The organism is Streptomyces corchorusii (assembly GCF_001514055.1).
Taxonomy (GTDB): domain Bacteria; phylum Actinomycetota; class Actinomycetes; order Streptomycetales; family Streptomycetaceae; genus Streptomyces; species Streptomyces olivaceoviridis.
Window position 1 is genome coordinate 594,922 of record NZ_KQ948353.1, and the last position, 18,967, is coordinate 613,888.

The following is an 18,967-nucleotide window of genomic DNA, read 5'->3' on the forward strand; positions in this document are numbered from 1 at the left end:
GCAACCTCGCCCGGGGTCGGACGTCTGTCGGGGTGGAGGCCTCCACCTCGTCCAGTTGTCCGATCCTGAGCGACCGAAGGAACACATGTCCGCACACCGTGCCCCGCGCCCGAACCGCACCCACCGGCTGCGCGCCGCGCTGGGGGTCTCCGCCGTAGGCGCGGCCCTGGCCGTCGCCGGAACCCTGACCGCCCAGGCGGCCCAGGACGACGGCCCGGCCGCGACCGACAGCCGCACCGCCCACCCCACGGCCCACTCCCGGAGTGCCGCCGCCCCCGCCCCGGCCCCGGCTCGTGACCAGGCGTCCCCGTCCCCGGTCCCGTCGCCGGTCCGTACGGGAACCCCCTCCCCGGTCCCGTCGCCGGTGCGCACGGGAACCCCGTCCCCCGTCCCCTCCCCCGTACGCACGACGAGCCCCGCACCGGTGCCCGCCACGCCTTCCCCGGTGCCCTCCACCCCCGGACCGGCCGCCCCGAGCCCGGTGCCGTCCACCGCCGCTCCCGCGCCCCGGCACCCGGCACCCGCTCCGGAACACGCGCGTCCGGCGCCGGTGCCGCACCACCGTCACGCCACGCCGGCACCGGTTCCGCAGCAGCACTGAGGCAGGGCCGGTGCGGAGGAGCCGTCGCGCGGCGGCTCCTCCGCACCCGGCTCCGGGAGATCCATGACGACAGCGACACCACCGGTGACGGCCGTGCCCTGGGAGCGGCCCGCGTCCTGGCGACGCCTGACAGCAGGGCTGCGGGCCCGCGTCCTCGCCCGCACCCGCGCGGGTACGACGCAGGACGCGCCCGGCACCGAGCCCCGTACCGGCACCCGGACCACCGCGGAAGCCGGACGGTCACCGGGCATCGAGGAGTTGTACCACCACCGCCGGCTCTCCCTGGTGCGCCTGGCGGTGCTGCTGGTGGACGACCTGCCCACGGCCGAGGACGTCGTACAGGACGCGTTCACCGCGCTGTTCCGGCGGCACGGGCACCGGCTAGCGCGGCTGGACGACCCGGAGGCGTATCTGCGGACCAGCGTCGTCAACGCGGCCCGCTCGGTGCTGCGCCGGCGAAGGACCGCACGGGCGCACACCCCCGTCCCGGAGGGACACGCGCCCGCCCCCGAGGAGGACGTGTTGCTGCACGAGGACCACCGGGAGGTGCTGGCGGCGCTGGGCACGCTGACCCGGCGTCAGCGGGAGGTGCTGGTGCTGCGCTACTGGTCGCATCTGACCGAGGCCGAGATCGCGTCGACGCTCGGTCTGTCGCGCGGTGCCGTCAAGTCCACGGCCAGCAGGGCGCTGGACGCCCTGGGCCGGCGTCTGGAGGGGCTGCGATGAACGAGTCCGGTACGGGGAGCACGGCGACACCGGTGGAGGAGCGGCTGCGGGCCGCACTGGCCGCGCGGGCGCACACCGTCGGCCCGGCCGACCTGCGGCCCCTGCGCCCGCCGACCGGGCCGGTGCGGTCCCGGCGAGTACTGGTGCGCCGGGCGGTGGCGGGCGTGCTGGTCTTGGCCGCCGTGGCCGCGCTGGTGTTCCTCTCGGTGCGCCGGGAACCGGCCCGCCCGGTCGAGCCGGCCCGGTCCCCGCATCCACCGATCAGCACCCCGACCCCCGTCCCGAGCCCGGTGGGCCCGTCCACGCCCCAGCCGTCCCCGAGCGCGCGACAGCCGTGAACCCACCCGCGCGGCTCCTCCACGACGGAACGCGGGGCGCCGGGCCGGGGGGCACGAACTGCGGGTGACGGAGCCGCCGCCAACATCGGCGCGCGAGTTGGGGATTGAGGAGATGAGGAGCCCGCGCCCCCGGCTTGCCCGGCGGCAGGATGGCGCCCGGGGCACCGTCCACCCGGTCACGCACTTCGAGCGGTATCCGATATGCCGCACATCTGTCTCTGTCGCCGCGCGGCGGGGCTTGCTCGCGCCGGCTCCGCTGGTTCCTCCCCCGCCGCGATGTCCAGCGGTTGACCGCACTCACCACCGCGACACCGGCGTTCCAGACCCTGTTCCCGACGGCGGCCGACGCGGCGACACCCACGACGCGCTCGGCGAGTGTCAGGACGCGCTGGCCGGGATCGGGGCCCGTTCCGGAACCGGGGCGGACTGGTGCGGGCGGTGACCGACGTCGCCGACGAACGCACCGCCGCGGGAGAGCTGACGCAGACCCGGCGCCGGGTACTGATCGAAGCCGCTGCCCGAACGCGGTTCCCCTCCTGACCCTGTGCGCCGGACGCGTCCCCGGCCGAAGGTCCCGACGACTCGACCCACGCCGTCCGGCGCGGTCGTCCGGGTCGCCGGACGCCCTGCCGCACAACTGCTCCTGGTACGACGGCGGCAGAGCGGCACCGCCCCGGACGCTGGTCGCGGGGTCGTCGCGCCGTCGCGCGCACTCCGGATGCGGGGCGGTGCGGCGCATGGCAGATTGGCTGTGAGGGCCGTGCAGTGCCAGGCCCTGTGGCCGCCGGTGCCCGAGGACTTCGGATGACACCGCTCAGCAGGTCATCACTCGTACCGTCGCCGGTGTCGCGGTCACGTCCCGGCTCAAGAACTGTGGGTATGGGTATGCACCGAACGCACTCGCTTCGTTACTCGGCTGTCGCGGCCGGCGTCTCGTTCGCCGTCTCCGCGCTCCTCCCGACGCACGCCTACGCCATGGGCCTGCCGGCGGCAGCCTCCCCGACCGCCGCCAAACCCACCATCGTGCTGGTCCACGGCGCCTGGGCCGACGCCTCCAGCTGGAACGGCGAGATCAAGATCCTCCGCGATGAGGGCTACCAGGTACGTGCCATCGCCAATCCCCTCCAGAACCTCACCACCGACTCACAGACGATCGCGGGCTTCCTCAAGACGGTGCGCGGTCCGGTGGTGCTCGTCGGACACTCCTACGGGGGCAGTGTCATCACCAACGCCGCCGCGGAGACCAAGAACGTCAAGGCCCTGGTCTACGTGGACGCCGCCGCGCCCGCCGTCGGTGAGACCAACGGATCCCTGAGCGGCTCCAACTCGGCACTGAACGCGCCGCCCAACACGCTGTTCGACACCGCCGCATACCCGCAGGCGCCGTCCGGGGCGAAGAACCTGTATCTCAAGAAGAACATCTTCATCAAGGACTTCGCCAGTGACCTGCCCACCAACCAGGCCGAGAACCTGTGGGCAACGCAGCGGGCCGCCTCGACGGCCGCGTTCGACACGCCGTCGAAGCACGCGGCCTGGAAGACGATCCCGTCCTGGTACTTCATCAGTTCCGGCGACCGGATCATCACCCCCCAGTCGGAAGAGCGCATGGCTCGTCGCGCCCACGCGAAGACGACCGTCTTCCGGGGCGGGTCACACCTGACCCTGATCTCGCACCCTGACGCGGTGGCCAAGGTCATCAGCACAGCGGCCCGCTCCGTTGGCTGACCCGCCCGGCCCCTGGCCCTCGGGGGAGCCGACGCCCGTTTCCATCAGGTACTCCGCCGAGGTTCAGGAACGCGTCGAGAATGGCTCGCAGGTACTGCTCATTGCCTGGTCACGGCTCCGGTTCGTCCAATGACGCTGTCCGCGTCCGGTGAATCGACCCATCGGAGCCCACAACGTAGGACAGGCCCCCGCCGTTCGAGCCGATGACCAGACCGTGGACCTTCTGATCCGGGCCGACGTCGACAACGCCGTACTCCTGGAGTCGCAGAAGGACGTCACTTGCCACATCGAGGAAGTAGCCGTTGCCGACGTCCGCCCAGGTGACGTCGCCGATGTTGTCGTAGAAGGTGACCAGGTCAGCCGGGATGAGGCTCACTTGGGCGAGCGCGCGAGCCGCCGCTTGATCGTCGCGGCTGGCCGGCCGGACCTCGTTGGTGCCGGGGGGAAATCCGTGCCGGCGCTCGAACTCGCCTGTCATTGCCGTGAGGATCCCGGAGACTCTGTCTGTCCACGAGGCCAGCCAGGCGGGTGAAAGCGATCGGTCACTCATGACGCCGGATCATGGCATGGGCTACGGACATCCATGAGGTGACCAGCGGTCTCGCAACCCGACGTCAGCGCAATTACAGCGAGTCCCCCTTGCGGCGGCGACGACCGGCCCGGCCGCAGGCCGGTGGGATCGCGTCGAGCAGGGGCGGCAGTTGGGTGACGTCGTTGCAGTTGCCGCCGGTCAACAGGACCGCCAGCGGGGTGCCGTGGCCATCGGTGGTCAAGTGATGCAGCCGGTAAAGGATCGCGGCCCGGGTACCGAAAGTGCCGCTCGTTAGCCGTCGTTGGCAGAAATGTTCACAGGAATGATCAGAAGAATGTCACGTAAGTGATCTGCGAGCGCACCGGGAAGAGCAGCGCCAACCGTATGAACCTGAAGGCCACGGGACGGGAAGTGCGCGCATTCCGGCGTAATCTTCAGGCGCCGAGTTCCGGGCCGCGCTCGCACTCGTGCCGAAGCGGCCCACTCGGCGGTAAGCGCACATCAGGAATGGCATTCCTGATGCTGTACATGGCGACGAGCCCGGAAATCAGTGAAGCCGGACATCAGCCGGGACTTCACGCTGCGGGCGGACAAGCCGCGGCAGGAACGCAATACCAGGGAGCAGAGAGCACGTGGCAGTACACAAGAGGCGGAACTTCTTGGGAATCGCCGGCGGTGCCGTGGCCGGCACGGCGGTCTACGGAGGGGCGAACCTGCTGGCCGGCGGAGCAACCGAAGCCGAGGCTTCACAGGACATGTCCGCGCGGCTGACCGGCGGCGAGGGACATGACCTCAAGGGCGTCTCGACGCCACAGGTCACCGAGCTCACGCCGTTCAGGGACAAGCTGCCGATCCCGCCCACGCTGAAGCCCTCGGGCCGGGGCACCACCGAGGTGCGCCTCGTCGAGAAGCACGTGCGTCTGCACTCGCAGCTCCCCGCGACCCGCATGTGGACGTACGAGGGCTACTTCCCCGGCCCGACCATCGAGGTCCGGCGCGGTCGGAAGGTCCGGCTGGCCTGGCGTAACGAGCTCACCGGCACCATCCCCGTCAAGGGCGTCTTCGTGCAGCCCCAGGGCCCGCCGCCGGGCTACCAGGCGCTGAACACCCCCGGTTCGGAGGGCGCGAAGGAACGGCCCGAGGTGGCCGCGCTGACCGCCTGGACCTCCGTCCACCTGCACGGCGGGCGGCAGCACGCGATCTCCGACGGCGTACCGGACTCGGGCGTGACCCGCGGCAGCGCACAGCTCGCCGAGTACACCAACGACATGGCCGCGGCGCACCTCTTCTACCACGACCATGCCATGCCGGTGACCGCCCTCAACGTGATGGCCGGCCTGTTCGGCAACTACATCGTCCGGGACGAGGAGGAGGACCGCCTCCACCTGCCGAGCGGCCGGTACGAGATCCCGCTGGCCATCACCGACGTCAACTTCGACACCGACGCCCAGGGGCGGATCAACGGACGGCTCCTCGCGAAGCGAGTCCAGACCGAACCCACCGTCCCCGGCGTGATGACGGACGCGCTGCATTTCCAGGGCCCGTACACCATGGTCAACGGCCGGGTGTGGCCCTACCTCGACGTGGAGGCCACGGCCTACCGCTTCCGTGTGGTGAACGCCTCCAACGCCCGCCCGTACACCCTCGCCCTGGTGGACGAGAAGACCGGCAAGAACCTCAAGGGCGCGATGCTGGTCATCGGCACCGACTTGGGCCTGCTCGACAAGCCTGAGGCCATCGACGACACCTTCACCCTCACGTCCGGCGAGCGCGCCGACATCGTGATCGACTTCGCGGCCTTCCGGGGCCGGCGGCTCAGGCTCGTCAACGTCGTCCCCGGCGCCGCGGATGCTCCGCCGGCTCCCCCGGGCACCCCCGCGCCCGCGGCCGGTGTGCCGTACCCGCAGGTCATGCAGTTCCGCGTGGGCCTCGACCGGCACCGCGCCTACGCCGCGCCGAAGAGGCTGGACCCCCGGTTCAGGCATCTGAGCGCGTCCGGCATTCCGAAGAACGCGGTCGAGCGCTTCGTCCTGCTCTCGCTCGACCCGATGGGCACGCCGACGGTCATGGAACTTCAGGAGGCCGCCGGTACGAAGACCGGCGAGGGCGTCGTGCAGATCGCCCTGCCCGGCGGAACCCGCACCTTCCGCATCATCGGCAAGCACTTCGAGGATGCCGCCAACTTCTACGCCGCGGCCGGGAGTTGGGAGAAGTGGACGTTCATCAGCGTGGGGCCGGTCACGCAGCACATCCAGCATCCGATGCACATCCACCTGATGAACTTCCAGGTCCTCGAACGCCATACGGTCGACGGCACGGCGTTCGACACCGCGCTGGGCGGCACCACCAGGCCGATCACCCTCAAGGACTCGGTGCCGATCGCCACCAGCGAGTCGGGCTGGAAGGACACGGTCAACCTGATGGCCAACTCGATGGTGACCATCGCCGGCCAGTTCGGCACTGAGACCGGCCGGTTCATGTACCACTGCCACATCCTCGACCACGAGGACGAGGGCATGATGCGTCCCCTCGTCGTCATGCCACCGCAGGTGCTCACCTTGCAGAACATGATGCGGAAGATGATGAACCCCCCGGGCAGGCCGGACGGCGGCGGCATGCCGCCCGTGGACCACGGGACGATGGGCTGACAACCTTGAACCGAGACGCGCTTTCGCAGTCGACGCGGTGCGCGGTCTCCGCGACGCTCTCCGAACGGGTCCACAGAAGTGTCCGGCGGTGACGCGAGTGCGGCACGGGCGCGGACGCGCACTGTTGGCACAGACGTCACTTGCGGTTGGGCCGTGACCGATCGCCACCCCATTAGCCTGCAAAGGAAGACCTTTGCGATGCCCATGGGAGAGTTTTGTGATCAGAAACGTGCGTGGTATGCGATGGGGGGCGCCTGTCGCAGCGGCGTCCGCGGCCGTGGTGGCGACCATGGTGCTCAACCCCACGCCGGGCGCGTCCGCCAGTGCTCCGCAGAGCACGGCGAAGGCGAAGGCCCCCACCGCGAAGAACGTCATCTTCATCAACGGCGACGGCATGGGTGCCGCCGCGCGTGAGGCGGCACGACTGCACCTCGCGGGCCTCCAGGGCCAGCTGACGATGGACAGGCTTCCCGTGTCCGGTCAGCTGACGACCACACCGGACGACCCCAAGGCCGTGGTCACGGACTCCGCGGCGGCTGCCACCGCATGGGCCACGGGCGAGAAGACGTACAACGGCGCGATCAGCGTCGACACCGACGGCAACCCGCTCCCCACGCTCGGGGCGCAGGCCAAGGCGGCGGGCAAGTCCACCGGCCTGGTGACCACCGCACAGGTCACCGACGCCTCACCCGCGGCCTTCTTCGCCAACACCGCCGACCGCGGCAAGCAGGACGAGATCGCCCGCCAGTACCTCGACGTCAGCAAGCCGGACGTCATCCTGGGCGGTGGCGAGGACTGGTGGCTGCCGGCCGGCACCGCGGGTGCCTTCCCCGACAAGCCCGCCGAGGACACCAGCGAGGGCAGCCGCGGCACGAAGGGCAACCTGATCGCCAAGGCCAAGCGCTCCGGCTACCAGTACGTCACCAGCGCGAAGGAACTCAACAAGGCCCCCGCCGGCAAGTTGCTCGGTCTCTTCGGCAACGAGGAGATGTTCCAGCAGCGCCCCGAGGGCCAGGGCGACGTGTACAGCCCGGCGGTCGACCTCGCCACGATGACCAGCAAGGCACTGAAGACGCTGGACAAGAACAAGAAGGGCTTCTTCCTCATGGTCGAGGAGGAAGGCGTGGACGAGTTCGCGCACAACGACAACGGCACGCGGGTCCTGCAATCGATGCAGCAACTGGAGAAGGCCGTCGCCGTCGCCCGCGCCTACCAGGCGACCCACCCGGACACCCTCCTCGTCGTCACCGGCGACCACGAGACCGGCGGCCTGGCGGTCGAGGAGAACGACACCGCGGACGAGTCCGGCAGTGGTGTCTCCGTCGAGGACGGCCCGTTCACGATCCACGGCAGTGACCGGACGTTCACGATCGACTGGACGACGTCCGGCCACACCAGTGTCGACGTGCCCGTCACGGCCGCCGGCCCGCTTGCGAGCCGGTTCACCGGCAAGCACGCCAACACCTACGTCCACGACGTCCTGTCCCAGGTCCTGGCCCCCCGCCACTGACCGGCCGACCGGCTGACCCTGAGTGATACGAGGTTTGTAGTGTCCCTCCGGCATGTTCTCGCCGCACTGGCCGTCGTGCCCGTGCTCGCCCTCCCGGCGACCGCCGCCCAGGCGGCCCCCGCCGACCCCCAGCCCACGGTGCTCCCCCAGAAGACGCACTTCGACCTCCAGGCCCACCGCGGTGGCATCGGCATGACCACCGAAGAGTCCCTGGAAGGCTTCGGCAAGGCCATGCGCCTCGGTGTCACCACCCTGGAGCTGGACACCCACGTCACCAAGGACCGGAAGGTCGTCGTCAACCACGACCGCCAGATCAGCGCACAGAAGTGCAAGGACACCGCGCCGGTCACGCCGGGTGACCCGATGTACCCGTACGTCGGCAAGTACATCAAGGACCTGACGCTGGCGCAGATCAAGACCATGGACTGCGGCTACCAGCAGCTCCCCGGCTTCCCTGAGCAGGAACAGATCAAGGGCCACCGCATGGTGGAGCTCAAGGACGTCCTGAACCTGGTCAAGAGCTACAACGCCCGGCAGATCAAGCTCAACATCGAGACCAAGGTCGAGGCCGGCGCCCCCGAACAGACCGCGCCGCGCGAGCTGTTCGTGCGTCGCGTGTACGAGGAGATCCACGCCTCCGGCATCGAGGACCAGGTCACCATCCAGTCCTTCGACTGGGGCGCCCTGAAGGAGATGCACAAGCTCGCGCCGAAGTACCCGCTGGTGGCGCTGACCAACTACGACTTCCTCCAGGTCGGCAAGCCCGGCGCCTCCCCGTGGCTCGGCGGCATCGACGCCGACGACTACGACGGCGACTTCGTCAAGGCCGCAGCCGCCGTCCCCGGCGTGACCGCGCTCTCCCCGGTCTACGGCTTCCCGCAGGACGGCGTCGTCTCGGACCCGGACTTCAGGTTCTACGTCGACGGCAAGATGGTCTCCGAGGCCCACAAGCGCGGCCTGAAGGTCGTCCCGTGGACCTGTGACGACCCCTCCACCATCGAGGCCCTCATGGACATGGGCATCGACGGCATCATCACCAACTACCCGAACCGCGTCCGGGACATCATGGCCGAGCGCGGCATGCGCCTGCCGAAGGCCTACGAGCCAAAGGGCTGACGCCCGCGGCCCACTGCGCACACCAGCCCCCCGGAGCACCGTCCAGCGCAGGTCGAACGGTTGCCGCTCGACCTGCCACCCGGCGGAGGACAGCTCCTCGACAGCTCCTCACCGACGTACGACTCCGCTCGGCCCGTCGCGTCCGGAGTCCGGCGGCGAACTGATGCTGTCCACACCCGTCCACGACACGGAAGCCCGGACGCGCTCCCTCGCTCCGGTGGCCGAGACGTCAGTCATCCGAAGCCGGGACAACTCACCGGCAACAGTCACCACCGTGGGCCGAGTACCGCTCCTCCCTCAGAGCACCCTTCCGCCCGCCCTGCCGCCACGTGCCGGTTCCTGCCGCCCGGCGCGCGGACTTCCGTCACCCCGCCATCCGGTCCGGGGTACGCAGCTCTCCGCCGGGAGCAGGTGCGCGACCCGCTCGCCGATCCAGTGGCCGAGTGCCTGGTAGGCGTCGAAGCGCCGGCTGTCGAACCACTGGTCGCTGGTCCCGTCGTGCGGAAATGCCGGGTTGGCCTGGGCGTATGCGAGGAGTGCGTACGGCATGTCGGGGGTCAGCGTGGCCCGGGCGACGATCAGCCGTCCCCGCGTCCCCAGCCTTCGACCGTGTTCGTCCACCAGTGGCCGCGGGTAGACGATCTCGCCCACGAGCACCGCGTCGGCCGAGAGCCGGAGGTCGAGGGCGGCCAGTGGGTTCGGCGGGGCCGGTGGGGCCGGCTGAGCCGGTGGGGTGGGCTCGGTGGGCGGGGGCGGCTGCGCAGTGAGGGGAGGCGCGCTGCCGGGGACGAGCTTGCGCCAGTCCTCGCGCGCGATCCTGATCTCGACCCCGAGCTCCTCCCGGGCCAGGGCGATGGCCTCGGCCAGAGCGGGGGCGAAGGCCCCGGAGCCCCCGCTGGCGTCCACGCACACGGCGGTGGCGACGCCGTGCCGGAGCAGTTCGACCAGGCCGAGGTTCTCGTAGTGCCCGCCGTCCGTGACCAGCAGCATCCGGTCGTCCAACGGGTAGCGGCCGGACACTTCCCGCAGCAGGTACGGCAGGCGGCGGATGCCGGGCATCGGAGGCAGCGCCCAGTCGGCGCGCTCGTCCCACAGGGCGTCGAGGACACCGGGGTTGGGGAGCCAGGTGCCCAGCCGGGCGTTGGAGAGCGCGAACAGCGTCTGGAACGCGCGCGCCTGGCGTCCCATCGCCGAGGCGAAGGCGGCACCGGAGACGGCGACGGCTGACTCGACGGTCAGGTCCTTGCGGATGACCGGTCCGGTGCGGTCCCACAGGACGTCCGTCCGGGCGTACCCGACGTCCGGACCGCCGACGTAGTCGCATGAGAGGGTGAACGACACCGCGTGCCGCCCCGGCGGTGTGCGGTCGTCGCCGGACAGGTTGGCCGCCGCCGCGAAGACGACCTGGGGGAAGCCGGGATGCCGCCTGCCGTAGCAGGAGAGCGGCGTCGGCTCGTCGAAGTCGTAGGGGACGGCCAATTGTTCACCGCCCGTCTCGGTCTCGCGGCGGACGGCGAAGGCGGAGGCGAGCCGGGCGCGGTAGAAGGGGTGGAGACTCGTCCACGTCTGGTCGAGGCTCAGCGCGACCGCGCAGAGGACGACGGGGAGGCCGATCTGGACCGCCACGGGCCATGTCCGTCCGACGTGGATCGTCCCGCCCAGAACGAGCAGGTAGGCCGCTGCCAGCGCGACGAGAACCACCCATACCAGCAGGTACTTGCCGACGGCGGGCATGGCGCGCACCAGTCGCGCGCGCTTGGCGGACTCGACGGCGTGCTCGGTGGACTCGATGCGCCGCCATGTGGTGCCGGCCAGCACGGTCAGGTAGGTGAGCAGTCCCACGACTCCGCCGCTCACCGCGGTCGCCGGGGCATGGAGCGTCCACAGCCGCACCGTCACCCACTCCAGGGCGGGCAGGACGACCACCACGACGGCCAGCAGCAGGCCCGCCACCACGAAGGTGAGGAAGGCCCTCTTCAACACGCTCGACAGGAGCTGTCTGGCGAGGAACAAGGACACCAGCCACAGGAACCACAACACCGCCGCGCAGCACAGCAGGGCCAGGACGGCCCACAGCGCGGGTCTCCGGAAGCCCGGGAGCCGGTCCGGGTCGGCCAGCGGAACGAGGTGGTAGCCCCAGCTCAGGGCGAGCCCCAGGACCAGCACGGTCGCGGTGAGCAGCCCCAGGGAGGCCAGCAGGCCCCGCAGGACGGCCCCGATGGCGGCCAGCCACTGGCCGGTGCCTTCCGCGACGTACTTGGAGTGCCGGCGGGTGTGGTCCTCTTCCGGCGTGCCGGGCATGTACACGTCAGGGGTACGAACCCGGTTCCGGTCCTCCCCGCGGCACCCGTCCGGCCCGGCCAGCGCCAGTTGCAGGGCACCCGCGGTGTAGCCGCCTCCGGAGACCGACACCAGGTAGCGCGCCCGGCGCAGCTGGGGGCGCAGGGCCTGGAGCGCGCCCAGGGTGACGCAGGCCGAGCGGATGCCGCCGCCCGAGACGCAGAAGCCGAGCGCGCCCTGTTCCCGGCCGGGTGGCACCCGGCTGCCGTTCTCCCAGCGCGCCTCCCTGGATCGCGGAGGGTCACCGCGTGCCGTACCGGGCCAGCGCGTCCGGCCCCACGCCATCACGGGCCAGGGCGCGACGACCTCGGGCCCCTCGGGGCCGGAGTCGGTCGTGCCGCCCCGGTGCCCGTTCCCGCACGCGCATGTCCTGCGGCGTGCGCGCTCCCTTTCGTACCTGCGCCGGGCACAGCCGTGGAACACGGCTCGTTTGAGGATGATCCCGACCAGGACCGCGGCGACCGGCACGGTGAGGACGACCAGCAGCCACTTGACCGTCGCGAAGCCCGCCGCCCACGCGAACACCCAGTCCGCGCCGCTCAGTCCGTGGAGAAGCAGCAGCTTCTCGGTCACGGCGCACACACACGCGGCGACGGCCGCGCCGATGCCGTACACGATCAGGCAGCGGTGTCTCATGCGCACCGCGATGGTGCGGTCGCTCAGCCAGAACGCGAGGACCGTGCCGGCGGTGGACGTCCCTATGAGGACGAAGTCGGCCGTCAGTGCCGTACGGAAGTCGGCCGTCCGGTTGCCGACGAGGGTGTGCGCCGCACGCGCGCCGCCGGCCAGTTGCAGCCCGATGTCGTCGACGGCGGGGGCGCGCTGGCGGATCCAGAGTCCCGCGCCGAAGACGGCGAGGGCCACGACGGCCAGGACGCCGCCGAGCACGCGTGACAGGCCGCGCTTCGCGTCGTCCGGGTCATGTCTCACTGCGGGCTCCCGGCCACGGTCCACGGGGCGAAGGCGTTGTCCACCGACCGCAGCGACCCCCGCAGCCCCGGGAAGTGCCGTAGCAGCACGCTGGTCATGGTGTTGTTCTCGATCCAGTCCAGGCCGGTCGGGGTGTACACCTGCGGTGTGTAGTCCCTGGTGAGGAACCGGTCGCTGTTGAGGCGGCGGGAGGCCATCAGGACGAAGACGCGGAAGGCCGTGTCACTGAACGCGAAGCCCTTGGGGCGGGGTTCGGCGAACAGGCCCACCGAGAGGTCGACGCGCTCGATGTCCCCGTCGTAGACCCGGCGCAGTTCCTCGGCCCAGACGGGGTTGTCCGTGAGGGTGTGGAAGTCCTTGGCGGGGCGGAGGTGGAACTGGCGCCGGAACTCGTTGTAGCGGGGCACACCCACCTCGCGCGACCGCAGGATGTCGACGGCCCCGAGGTCCATGAGCTTGCCGTCGGGCCGCTGGAACTCCTGGAGGGACCGCGGGTAGTTGTGCAGGGTGACCAGGCCCGGGTGTGAGGTGCCGAAGGAATAGAGCAGGTCGGTCAGGGTGTGCTTGCCGAGGATGTCGTACGCGTGCCACCCCGTCAGTTCCCGGAAGCCGGCCTCCTGGAGGAGCGAGTCGTCGGCGGCCGACCGGAAGCTCCAGTCGTCCGGGATGAGGGGGTGCATACGGTAGACGGCGACGAACTCCTCCGTGAGCGAGTACGGGACGCCGAAGTGGTCCGTGCGCCCGCCCACGATGCCGCTGAGCAGCTCGCCGCTGCCGAGACGGCCGAGCAGCCGGTGCAGGCGCTCGCCCAGCAGGCCGTACCAGTTGGTGTGCAACGCGGTGACGGTCGTCGGGTGGCTGAGGACCGCGGGCGTCCATTCCACGGTGTGGATCTTGGCGAGGAGCGCGGCGTTGACCAGCCGTGCCCGCTGGAAGAGCTCCTCGTCGGACCACGTCGGGTAGGCGTCGTGCAACGCGTCGCAGATCGCGTTGTGTTCGAGCAGGAAGACCAGGTGCATCATGGCCAGTCCCACCCAGAAGCCGGGTACTGCCGCCGGGTCCTTGTCCGGGTCGTCCGGGAACAGCGGGCCGTCGGGGACCCGGAGCCTGCCGCCTTGGCCGGTGCGCAGCGACCGCTGCTCGGCGAGGTTGTTCCCGTACAGCTGGGACGCGTCCCACCAGGGCGAGTTCTCGTTGAGGAAGGTCGGCGGCAGACCGTCGTTCCCGTCGGGGCGGGTGGGGTCCGGGATGGTCCGCGGGACGAGCATCGGTGGTGTGGGCCACGGGTCGTCGTCGGACAGGTCGATGGACCAGGGGCGGTCCATGGTGCCCTGCCCGTGACTGACCCAGTCCCTGACCATGAACTGGAGCCAGGCGGCCACCAGGGCGTTGACGGACTCCGCCGGGACGAACGCGTGCCGGGTCAGCAGGGCCCGGCTCACCTCGCGCGGGCTCGGGGAGAGAAGGCCCGGCTCGGGTTCGGGACATGCCCGGTCCGGCGGCACGTTGCGGCCGAAGCGCGAACGGGCCATGCCCATGCGGGGGTCGGCCAGGTCGTTGTAGGTCCCGTCGGCCGTGCGGGAGGTGAGGTTCTGCACGTTCGGGGGGCCGACCTCCGGCAGGTCGCGCGACGGGTAGGAGCCGGTGTCGAAGAGGTTCTTGCGGCGCAGGTTGTCCCGCAGGCCGACGAGGGTCAGCAGGGCGAGGGGCTTGGGCAGGCGCTGCCAGCCGACTCTCTGGTCGACGGCGACCGCCAGCCGGTCGTGCAGCTGTACGAACCACGGGGCCCGGCCTTGTGGTGCTGTGCTCATGAGGGGATTCCTTCCGGCGTCCCGTCCCGGGAGGGCCGGCGCGGCGGCTGCGGCGTCAGCGGACGTCCGGCAGCCGGCCCGGCCGCCCCCGGGCGACGAGTGTCAGGGCGACGTTGACCGTCGAGATCGCCGTGGCCGCGGCGGCCATGCGGCGCGGAAGCAGGCCCTCGCGGCCGGCGCGGGCGGCGGCGAGGGCGTCGCTCGCGTGGATGAGCGTGCCGGTGCGCAGTTGCCGGCCGCGTTCGTCCGCGTCCGCGGGGCAGAGCAGTTGGGCGCCGATGACCACGGTGCGCACTCCGAACATACGAAGCACGTAGACCAGGGCGGGCTGTCCGGGGTCCGCGCCCAGACGGCGGGCCATCACCCGCGGGGCCAGCAGCGCCGCCGCACCGTTCACCAGTCGGATGACGGCCAGAGAACGGCGCGCGGCTGTCCGCACGTCCATCTCAGCGTCCCTTCCAGGCGTGCATCCAGGGGATGTTCACGCCCTCGTTCCCACGATATGGGAAGCGGTCCTGATACGCGCGTCGGGGCCGCGGGCGGTCGCCGCCCCGTCATTCCTCCTCTCCGGGCTCCTGGTGCGGTGTGCCGTTCATGGTCTGTCTGAGCCGTGCGAGGCGCAGGTAGATCGTGCGGCGGGCACGGTTCTGGTTGCCCAGCGGCCGGTGCTCGGGCAGGGCGTGCCAGGGGTTGAACGACAGCCGGTCGGCACGGGCGAACTGGTCCGCCGGATCGCACTCCTGCCGGAGCAGGCGCAGGGTGGCCACCGGCACGAACGGCGAGAGGCGTTCGGGCCACACCACGGACGCGTTCTCGACGGGCATCCGGTGGGCGTCCGTCTGCACCTGGACGAGGAAGTCGAAGGAGACGTCGCGTTCCCGCAGTGCGGCGGCCAGGCCCTGGCGCAGGTAGTCGTCGGGCGGGTGCCGGGGCACCCGGCTGCGGGTGGTCTCGCGGGGCACGAAGGAGTACTGCATGGCCTGTCCCTCCCCGAGGAGATACGGTGCGCAGCTCCAGTACCGGGCCTCCAGCGGGCTGGTCTGGGTCTTGGCGTACAGCCCCTGCATGATCATGTCGCAGAGGTGCGGGTGGGAGGGGTCGAGGAAGTACAGGACCGGGGTTCCCGCGAAGACGTGCCGTTGGAGCCTGAGGTTCTCGACGACGTCGGGCGTGGTGAAGGTCGGCGCGCTGATGCCGGTGAAGTCCTGGGTCCACCGCTCGTCGTCGAGCAGCTTCTCGCCCTCGACGCCGAGGAGTTTGACGCCGATGCTGAGGATCCCGTTGTCCTTGATGTCGGGCGGCGCGAGGGGGCCGGGACCGGCGAAGCGGGCCCAGGCGCGGTAGGTGGCGGGGGTCCGGAACACGCCGTGCCGCAGCCGTGCGGGCAGGTCGTCGCGGACGGTGAAGTCCGCGTGGACGACCCCGTACGTCTTGGTGTTGCCGGCCCGTTGGGCCTCCCCCGGCCGGTACTGGCGCCGGACGAAGCGGGCCATCTGCTGTGCGATGGCCTCGGCGACCGCCGCCTCGCCCGGCATGGCCCGCTCTTCGGCGAGGCCCAGGTGCTCGTCCCGGCGGCGTGCGTTGACGCACCACTGCACGGCGGCCTGGAGGGGACGCAGCAGGGTCCGGTCGAACAGCGGGCGCACGTAGGGGTCGATGCGCCGCTCCAGCAGGACGCACCCCAGGACCGCGTCGTTGAGCCGCTGCCCGGCGTTCACTGCCGCCCGCCCTCGGGCACGGCCGTGCAGAGGTAGCGCAGCGCCTTCAGGCCCGGCAGGAAGAAGTAGGCGCCGCCCTGCACGGTGACGAACTGCGGAAGGCCGACGTGGCGGGTGCGGAAGGGCCTGCCCTGCTCGGTGAAGGTCGCGCGGCGTTCCTGGCGCGGCGCGACGAGCGGGTCGGGGCCGTCGTGGAGTCCGTTGAAGTTCGGGTTGTCGAGCCAGGTGTGCTGGATGAACTCGAACTGGCGGGAGATGTTGGCGTTCAGTGCGAGGAAGTGCAGTCCGTGTGCGTCCGGGCCGTCTCCCGTGCCGTCGGGGCCGTAGGGCCGGCCGCGGCGGAGCAGCCGGTGGCGGCGTCCGACGGCGACCGAATCGGCGGTACCGGGGCGGGGGTCGAGGGAGTCGCGGGGGTTGGCCCGGCGGATGTGGGCGCCGAGCGGACAGCGCAGACCGGCCGGGTCCGTGGCGTGGTAGCCGAAGCCGTTGTCCGTGGCCAGCGCGGGGTCGTCGTGCTCGGGCGCCCGGACCAGCGGGGCGCCGCCGGGCCAGCGTCCCACCATGCGCGCGGCGAGCGCCTCCTGTGCGGCGGGGTCGCTGCTGCCGTCGGGGCGGCGTGTCTCCGCGTCGAGGTACTCCCGGAAGGCCTCGACGTCCTGGCGGAGCTGCCGGAAGACCAGGTAGCTGCCGTTGCGCCCGAAGTCCGCGCCGCCCTCCGGGGCGCGGGGCAGCACGCCGAGGGGGTCGTGGCGGGGCGGCAGCAGCGGGCGGTCCGTCAGCAGCCCGTACTCGTTCAGGTAGCCGAGGACGAACTCCCCGGCCTTGACGACCTGTTCACCGCCCATGCCCCCGTCACCGGCCGCACTGGCCGCGAGCGCGGCCTTGGGCAGCCCCTCGATGAGGGGCTGGGAGATGCCGTCGCGGAAGCCGAAGGGCTCGCGGTCGGTCAGCTCGGCGGTGCCCAGCCGCGCGGTCTCGGTGAAGGCGCCGGGGACCAGGACCTCCCGGCGTGTCTCGGCCTCCAGTTGTCGCAGCCGTTGCCCGTCGCGCGCGTAGAGCATCACCAGGACGTGCACCGGCGGGCCGGCCGGGCCGCCCCATCGCCAGTGCCGGGGGGCGTTCTCCCCGACGTCCCCGAGGAAGCGGCTGCGATCGGGATCGGTCATGCCGACGACGAACTCGTACGGGAATCCGTCCAGTTCGGGGGTCTCCCGTCCCAGGCGTCGCAGGCCGTCCGCGGTGAGGGCCACGTTGACGGCGGTGTCCGGGGGATCGGAGAGGCCGTTCGTCACGCGGGGCGCCAGCCGGCCCAGCGCGGCACGGGCGGTGGCCGCCGGCCCGGCGGTGGCGAGCACCAGGAACGAGGCCGACGTCAGGGTGCGGTAGCCGCGGGTGACCAGGCCCTGGATGTCGTCGAGTTCCAGTGGCGTCGCCATGGTGTCACCCTTCCTTCGGGCCCTTCAGAACAGGGCGAGCCAGGCCTCCGTCTCGGCGGGGCCGAGGTCCCCGAAGAGGCCGGCCCGGATGCGGGCGTTGGTGTCGAGGTCGTGCGCGGTCGACGTGTCGTACGCGGAGTACCAGACCTGCGTCGGCACCTGGTGGCACCGCAGGTAGTTCTTGAAGGCCTGCTCGTCCTTGGCCCCGTCCAGCACGAGCCAGCGCACCCGCGGATAGCCGCGGCCGTTGCTGAAGACGGCGTTGAGCCCCCAGGCCACCTTGTCGATGAAGTCGTCCATGTAGCTTTCCAGGCTGCCGTCGTAGTTGCTGGCGAAGATCACCCGCCGCTTCCCGTCGATGAACAGCCAGCGCGCGAAGTGGATCGTCTTGACCCCGGCGAGGTTCCCCCGGTCGAAGACGTGGCGGACGCCGTAGTCCACGACGAACAGGACGGCGGTGAGCGTGATCCGCCGGAACGGGCCGGTCTTGACGGAGCCGACGGCGGTGAACGGGTTCTGCGCCACGAAGTCCTCGCAGGCCGCGAGTTCGCGGATGCGGTCGTGGCTCGGACGGGCGTGGTCGGGGACATCGCGGCGTTCGTGCAGCCTGAGCAGGACGACCCAGGCCGGCAGGGCGCTCACGAGCAGCGGCAGCAGCCCCACGGCGGCCAGCGGAACCCCGACCAGGTGGGCGGCCCGGCGGATGCGCCGGCCGAGCGGGGGCGGCGCGGGCCCGGTGCGGGCCCAGGCCAGGTCCTCTCGGCCGCCGACGTAGTCCTGGACGGCGGCCCTGATCTCCACGGGGCTCCTGCCGGCCAGGGCCGGTCCGTTCCGGTCGAGGAATTCCTCGATGACCTCGCGCAGCAGGGCCTCCTGCTCGATCTGCTGCCGTCCCCTGCCGACGGTGTTGACGTAGAAGGCGGCGCAGGGCACCTCGTGGGCACGCAGCCAGTCGATCCGCGCGGCATCCGGGGAGCCGGCTGCCGGGTATCCGGCGCAGTGCCCGAACACCCGGTCCAGGCCGTCGCCCGCCGTGCGGACGAGAGCGGCGAGGTGCGCTTCGACGGGCCCGTCCACCTCGCTCATGTACACGACGCTGGGGGGCATGTCCGCCGTGGCGCCGCCGGGTCCCTCGGGGACGAGGACGACGCGTGCGAAGTGAACGCCCGGTATCTCGGCGAAGGGGAACAACCCACCGGCCGCGCTCTTCCGGCCGGCCTCGTGCAGCAGTTCCCGCACCTCGGCGACCCGGTCCGGGGGCAGGGCGGCCTGGACGGTGACGGCCGTCTGGTACGGCATCTTCAAGCACCTCCGCCTCCGCTCAGGACCTCGGGTCCGCGCGTCGCGGAACGTCAGGCCGGGATCAAGGACTTCGCACCTCGACCGAGCGACGGTGCACGGGATCACGTGCTACGAACCATCCTATTTCCGCCCGCCCGTCCCCGGCATCCCGACGGCCCCGCGATGCGACGGACCTTGCGCGCGCCCGCATGGGTATGAGGGGCAGGTCCGCCCGGCATGGTTCGGCCCACACGG

General features: G+C 71.4%; 14 protein-coding genes and 1 pseudogene. 7 read left to right on the forward strand and 8 right to left on the reverse strand.

Annotated elements, in window-relative coordinates; all coding sequences use genetic code 11:
- Positions 1-85 precede the first annotated feature (85 nt).
- The 4 genes from AQJ11_RS09710 to AQJ11_RS09725 all read left to right on the forward strand — a co-directional run bounded on the left by AQJ11_RS09710 (position 86) and on the right by AQJ11_RS09725 (position 3,390).
- Complete coding sequence (locus tag AQJ11_RS09710) at positions 86-601, forward strand: hypothetical protein (RefSeq protein ID WP_059262626.1); 516 nt, start codon at positions 86-88, stop codon at positions 599-601.
- A gap of 63 nt (positions 602-664) precedes the next feature.
- On the forward strand, positions 665-1,327 hold the full coding sequence (locus AQJ11_RS09715) for an RNA polymerase sigma factor (RefSeq protein WP_059262629.1): 663 nt from the start codon (positions 665-667) through the stop codon (positions 1,325-1,327).
- Entirely contained in the window at positions 1,324-1,665 is a 342-nt protein-coding gene (locus AQJ11_RS09720) for a hypothetical protein (RefSeq protein WP_059262631.1), read from the forward strand. Before AQJ11_RS09715 ends, AQJ11_RS09720 begins: the two co-directional genes overlap by 4 nt.
- Before the next feature lie 879 nt (positions 1,666-2,544).
- The gene (locus AQJ11_RS09725; protein ID WP_244218169.1) at positions 2,545-3,390 is read left to right on the forward strand and encodes an alpha/beta hydrolase; all 846 of its coding nucleotides are present in this window, start codon (positions 2,545-2,547) and stop codon (positions 3,388-3,390) included.
- 109 nt (positions 3,391-3,499) lie between these two features.
- Here AQJ11_RS09725 and AQJ11_RS09730 read toward each other — a convergent pair whose 3' ends face one another.
- Positions 3,500-3,868 (reverse strand): SMI1/KNR4 family protein, encoded by a 369-nt coding sequence (locus AQJ11_RS09730; RefSeq protein ID WP_244218170.1) that lies wholly within the window; start codon positions 3,866-3,868, stop codon positions 3,500-3,502.
- 148 nt (positions 3,869-4,016) lie between these two features.
- A pseudogene (locus AQJ11_RS50315) lies at positions 4,017-4,169 on the reverse strand (transposase); the annotation flags it as partial.
- Positions 4,170-4,554: 385 nt separating this feature from the next.
- Between AQJ11_RS50315 and AQJ11_RS09740 the strand changes: the two are divergent.
- From AQJ11_RS09740 to AQJ11_RS09750, 3 genes are all read left to right on the forward strand, one after another.
- Complete coding sequence (locus AQJ11_RS09740) at positions 4,555-6,570, forward strand: multicopper oxidase family protein (RefSeq protein ID WP_244218171.1); 2,016 nt, start codon at positions 4,555-4,557, stop codon at positions 6,568-6,570.
- 289 nt (positions 6,571-6,859) lie between these two features.
- A complete protein-coding gene (locus AQJ11_RS09745; RefSeq protein ID WP_059262633.1) occupies positions 6,860-8,080 on the forward strand; it encodes an alkaline phosphatase in 1,221 nt (406 codons plus the stop codon).
- 39 nt (positions 8,081-8,119) lie between these two features.
- Positions 8,120-9,196, forward strand: coding sequence for a glycerophosphodiester phosphodiesterase family protein (locus AQJ11_RS09750; RefSeq protein WP_059262635.1), 1,077 nt, complete (start codon positions 8,120-8,122; stop codon positions 9,194-9,196).
- A 297-nt stretch (positions 9,197-9,493) separates the two neighbouring features.
- On the opposite strand, the gene AQJ11_RS09755 is transcribed toward AQJ11_RS09750, so the two are convergent.
- The 6 genes from AQJ11_RS09755 to AQJ11_RS09780 form a co-directional block, all read right to left on the reverse strand.
- Positions 9,494-12,466, reverse strand: coding sequence for a patatin-like phospholipase domain-containing protein (locus tag AQJ11_RS09755; RefSeq protein ID WP_059262637.1), 2,973 nt, complete (start codon positions 12,464-12,466; stop codon positions 9,494-9,496).
- Positions 12,463-14,277 (reverse strand): peroxidase family protein, encoded by a 1,815-nt coding sequence (locus AQJ11_RS09760; protein WP_059262639.1) that lies wholly within the window; start codon positions 14,275-14,277, stop codon positions 12,463-12,465. Before AQJ11_RS09760 ends, AQJ11_RS09755 begins: the two co-directional genes overlap by 4 nt.
- A 55-nt stretch (positions 14,278-14,332) precedes the next feature.
- Positions 14,333-14,722 (reverse strand): hypothetical protein, encoded by a 390-nt coding sequence (locus AQJ11_RS09765; protein WP_014676554.1) that lies wholly within the window; start codon positions 14,720-14,722, stop codon positions 14,333-14,335.
- 109 nt (positions 14,723-14,831) lie between these two features.
- The gene (locus AQJ11_RS09770) at positions 14,832-15,995 is read right to left on the reverse strand and encodes a catalase family protein (protein ID WP_059262640.1); all 1,164 of its coding nucleotides are present in this window, start codon (positions 15,993-15,995) and stop codon (positions 14,832-14,834) included.
- Complete coding sequence (locus AQJ11_RS09775; protein ID WP_059262642.1) at positions 15,992-17,431, reverse strand: Dyp-type peroxidase; 1,440 nt, start codon at positions 17,429-17,431, stop codon at positions 15,992-15,994. The genes AQJ11_RS09770 and AQJ11_RS09775 overlap by 4 nt, the downstream gene beginning before the upstream one ends.
- 24 nt (positions 17,432-17,455) lie before the next feature.
- The gene (locus AQJ11_RS09780) at positions 17,456-18,730 is read right to left on the reverse strand and encodes a hypothetical protein (protein ID WP_014676551.1); all 1,275 of its coding nucleotides are present in this window, start codon (positions 18,728-18,730) and stop codon (positions 17,456-17,458) included.
- Positions 18,731-18,967: the final 237 nt, after the last annotated feature.

What these genes read in the sequence shown, in the direction of transcription:
- AQJ11_RS09745 (WP_059262633.1), top strand. Translation starts at nt 6,860, where the DNA reads ATGGTGCTCAACCCCACGCCGGGCGCGTCCGCCAGTGCTCCGCAGAGC.
- AQJ11_RS09715 (WP_059262629.1), top strand. Translation starts at nt 665, where the DNA reads ATGACGACAGCGACACCACCGGTGACGGCCGTGCCCTGGGAGCGGCCC.
- AQJ11_RS09710 (WP_059262626.1), top strand. Translation starts at nt 86, where the DNA reads ATGTCCGCACACCGTGCCCCGCGCCCGAACCGCACCCACCGGCTGCGC.
- AQJ11_RS09725 (WP_244218169.1), top strand. Translation starts at nt 2,545, where the DNA reads ATGGGTATGCACCGAACGCACTCGCTTCGTTACTCGGCTGTCGCGGCC.
- AQJ11_RS09720 (WP_059262631.1), top strand. Translation starts at nt 1,324, where the DNA reads ATGAACGAGTCCGGTACGGGGAGCACGGCGACACCGGTGGAGGAGCGG.
- AQJ11_RS09765 (WP_014676554.1), bottom strand. Translation starts at nt 14,722, where the DNA reads ATGGACGTGCGGACAGCCGCGCGCCGTTCTCTGGCCGTCATCCGACTG.
- AQJ11_RS09775 (WP_059262642.1), bottom strand. Translation starts at nt 17,431, where the DNA reads ATGGCGACGCCACTGGAACTCGACGACATCCAGGGCCTGGTCACCCGC.
- AQJ11_RS09780 (WP_014676551.1), bottom strand. Translation starts at nt 18,730, where the DNA reads ATGCCGTACCAGACGGCCGTCACCGTCCAGGCCGCCCTGCCCCCGGAC.
- AQJ11_RS09760 (WP_059262639.1), bottom strand. Translation starts at nt 14,277, where the DNA reads ATGAGCACAGCACCACAAGGCCGGGCCCCGTGGTTCGTACAGCTGCAC.
- AQJ11_RS09730 (WP_244218170.1), bottom strand. Translation starts at nt 3,868, where the DNA reads ATGACAGGCGAGTTCGAGCGCCGGCACGGATTTCCCCCCGGCACCAAC.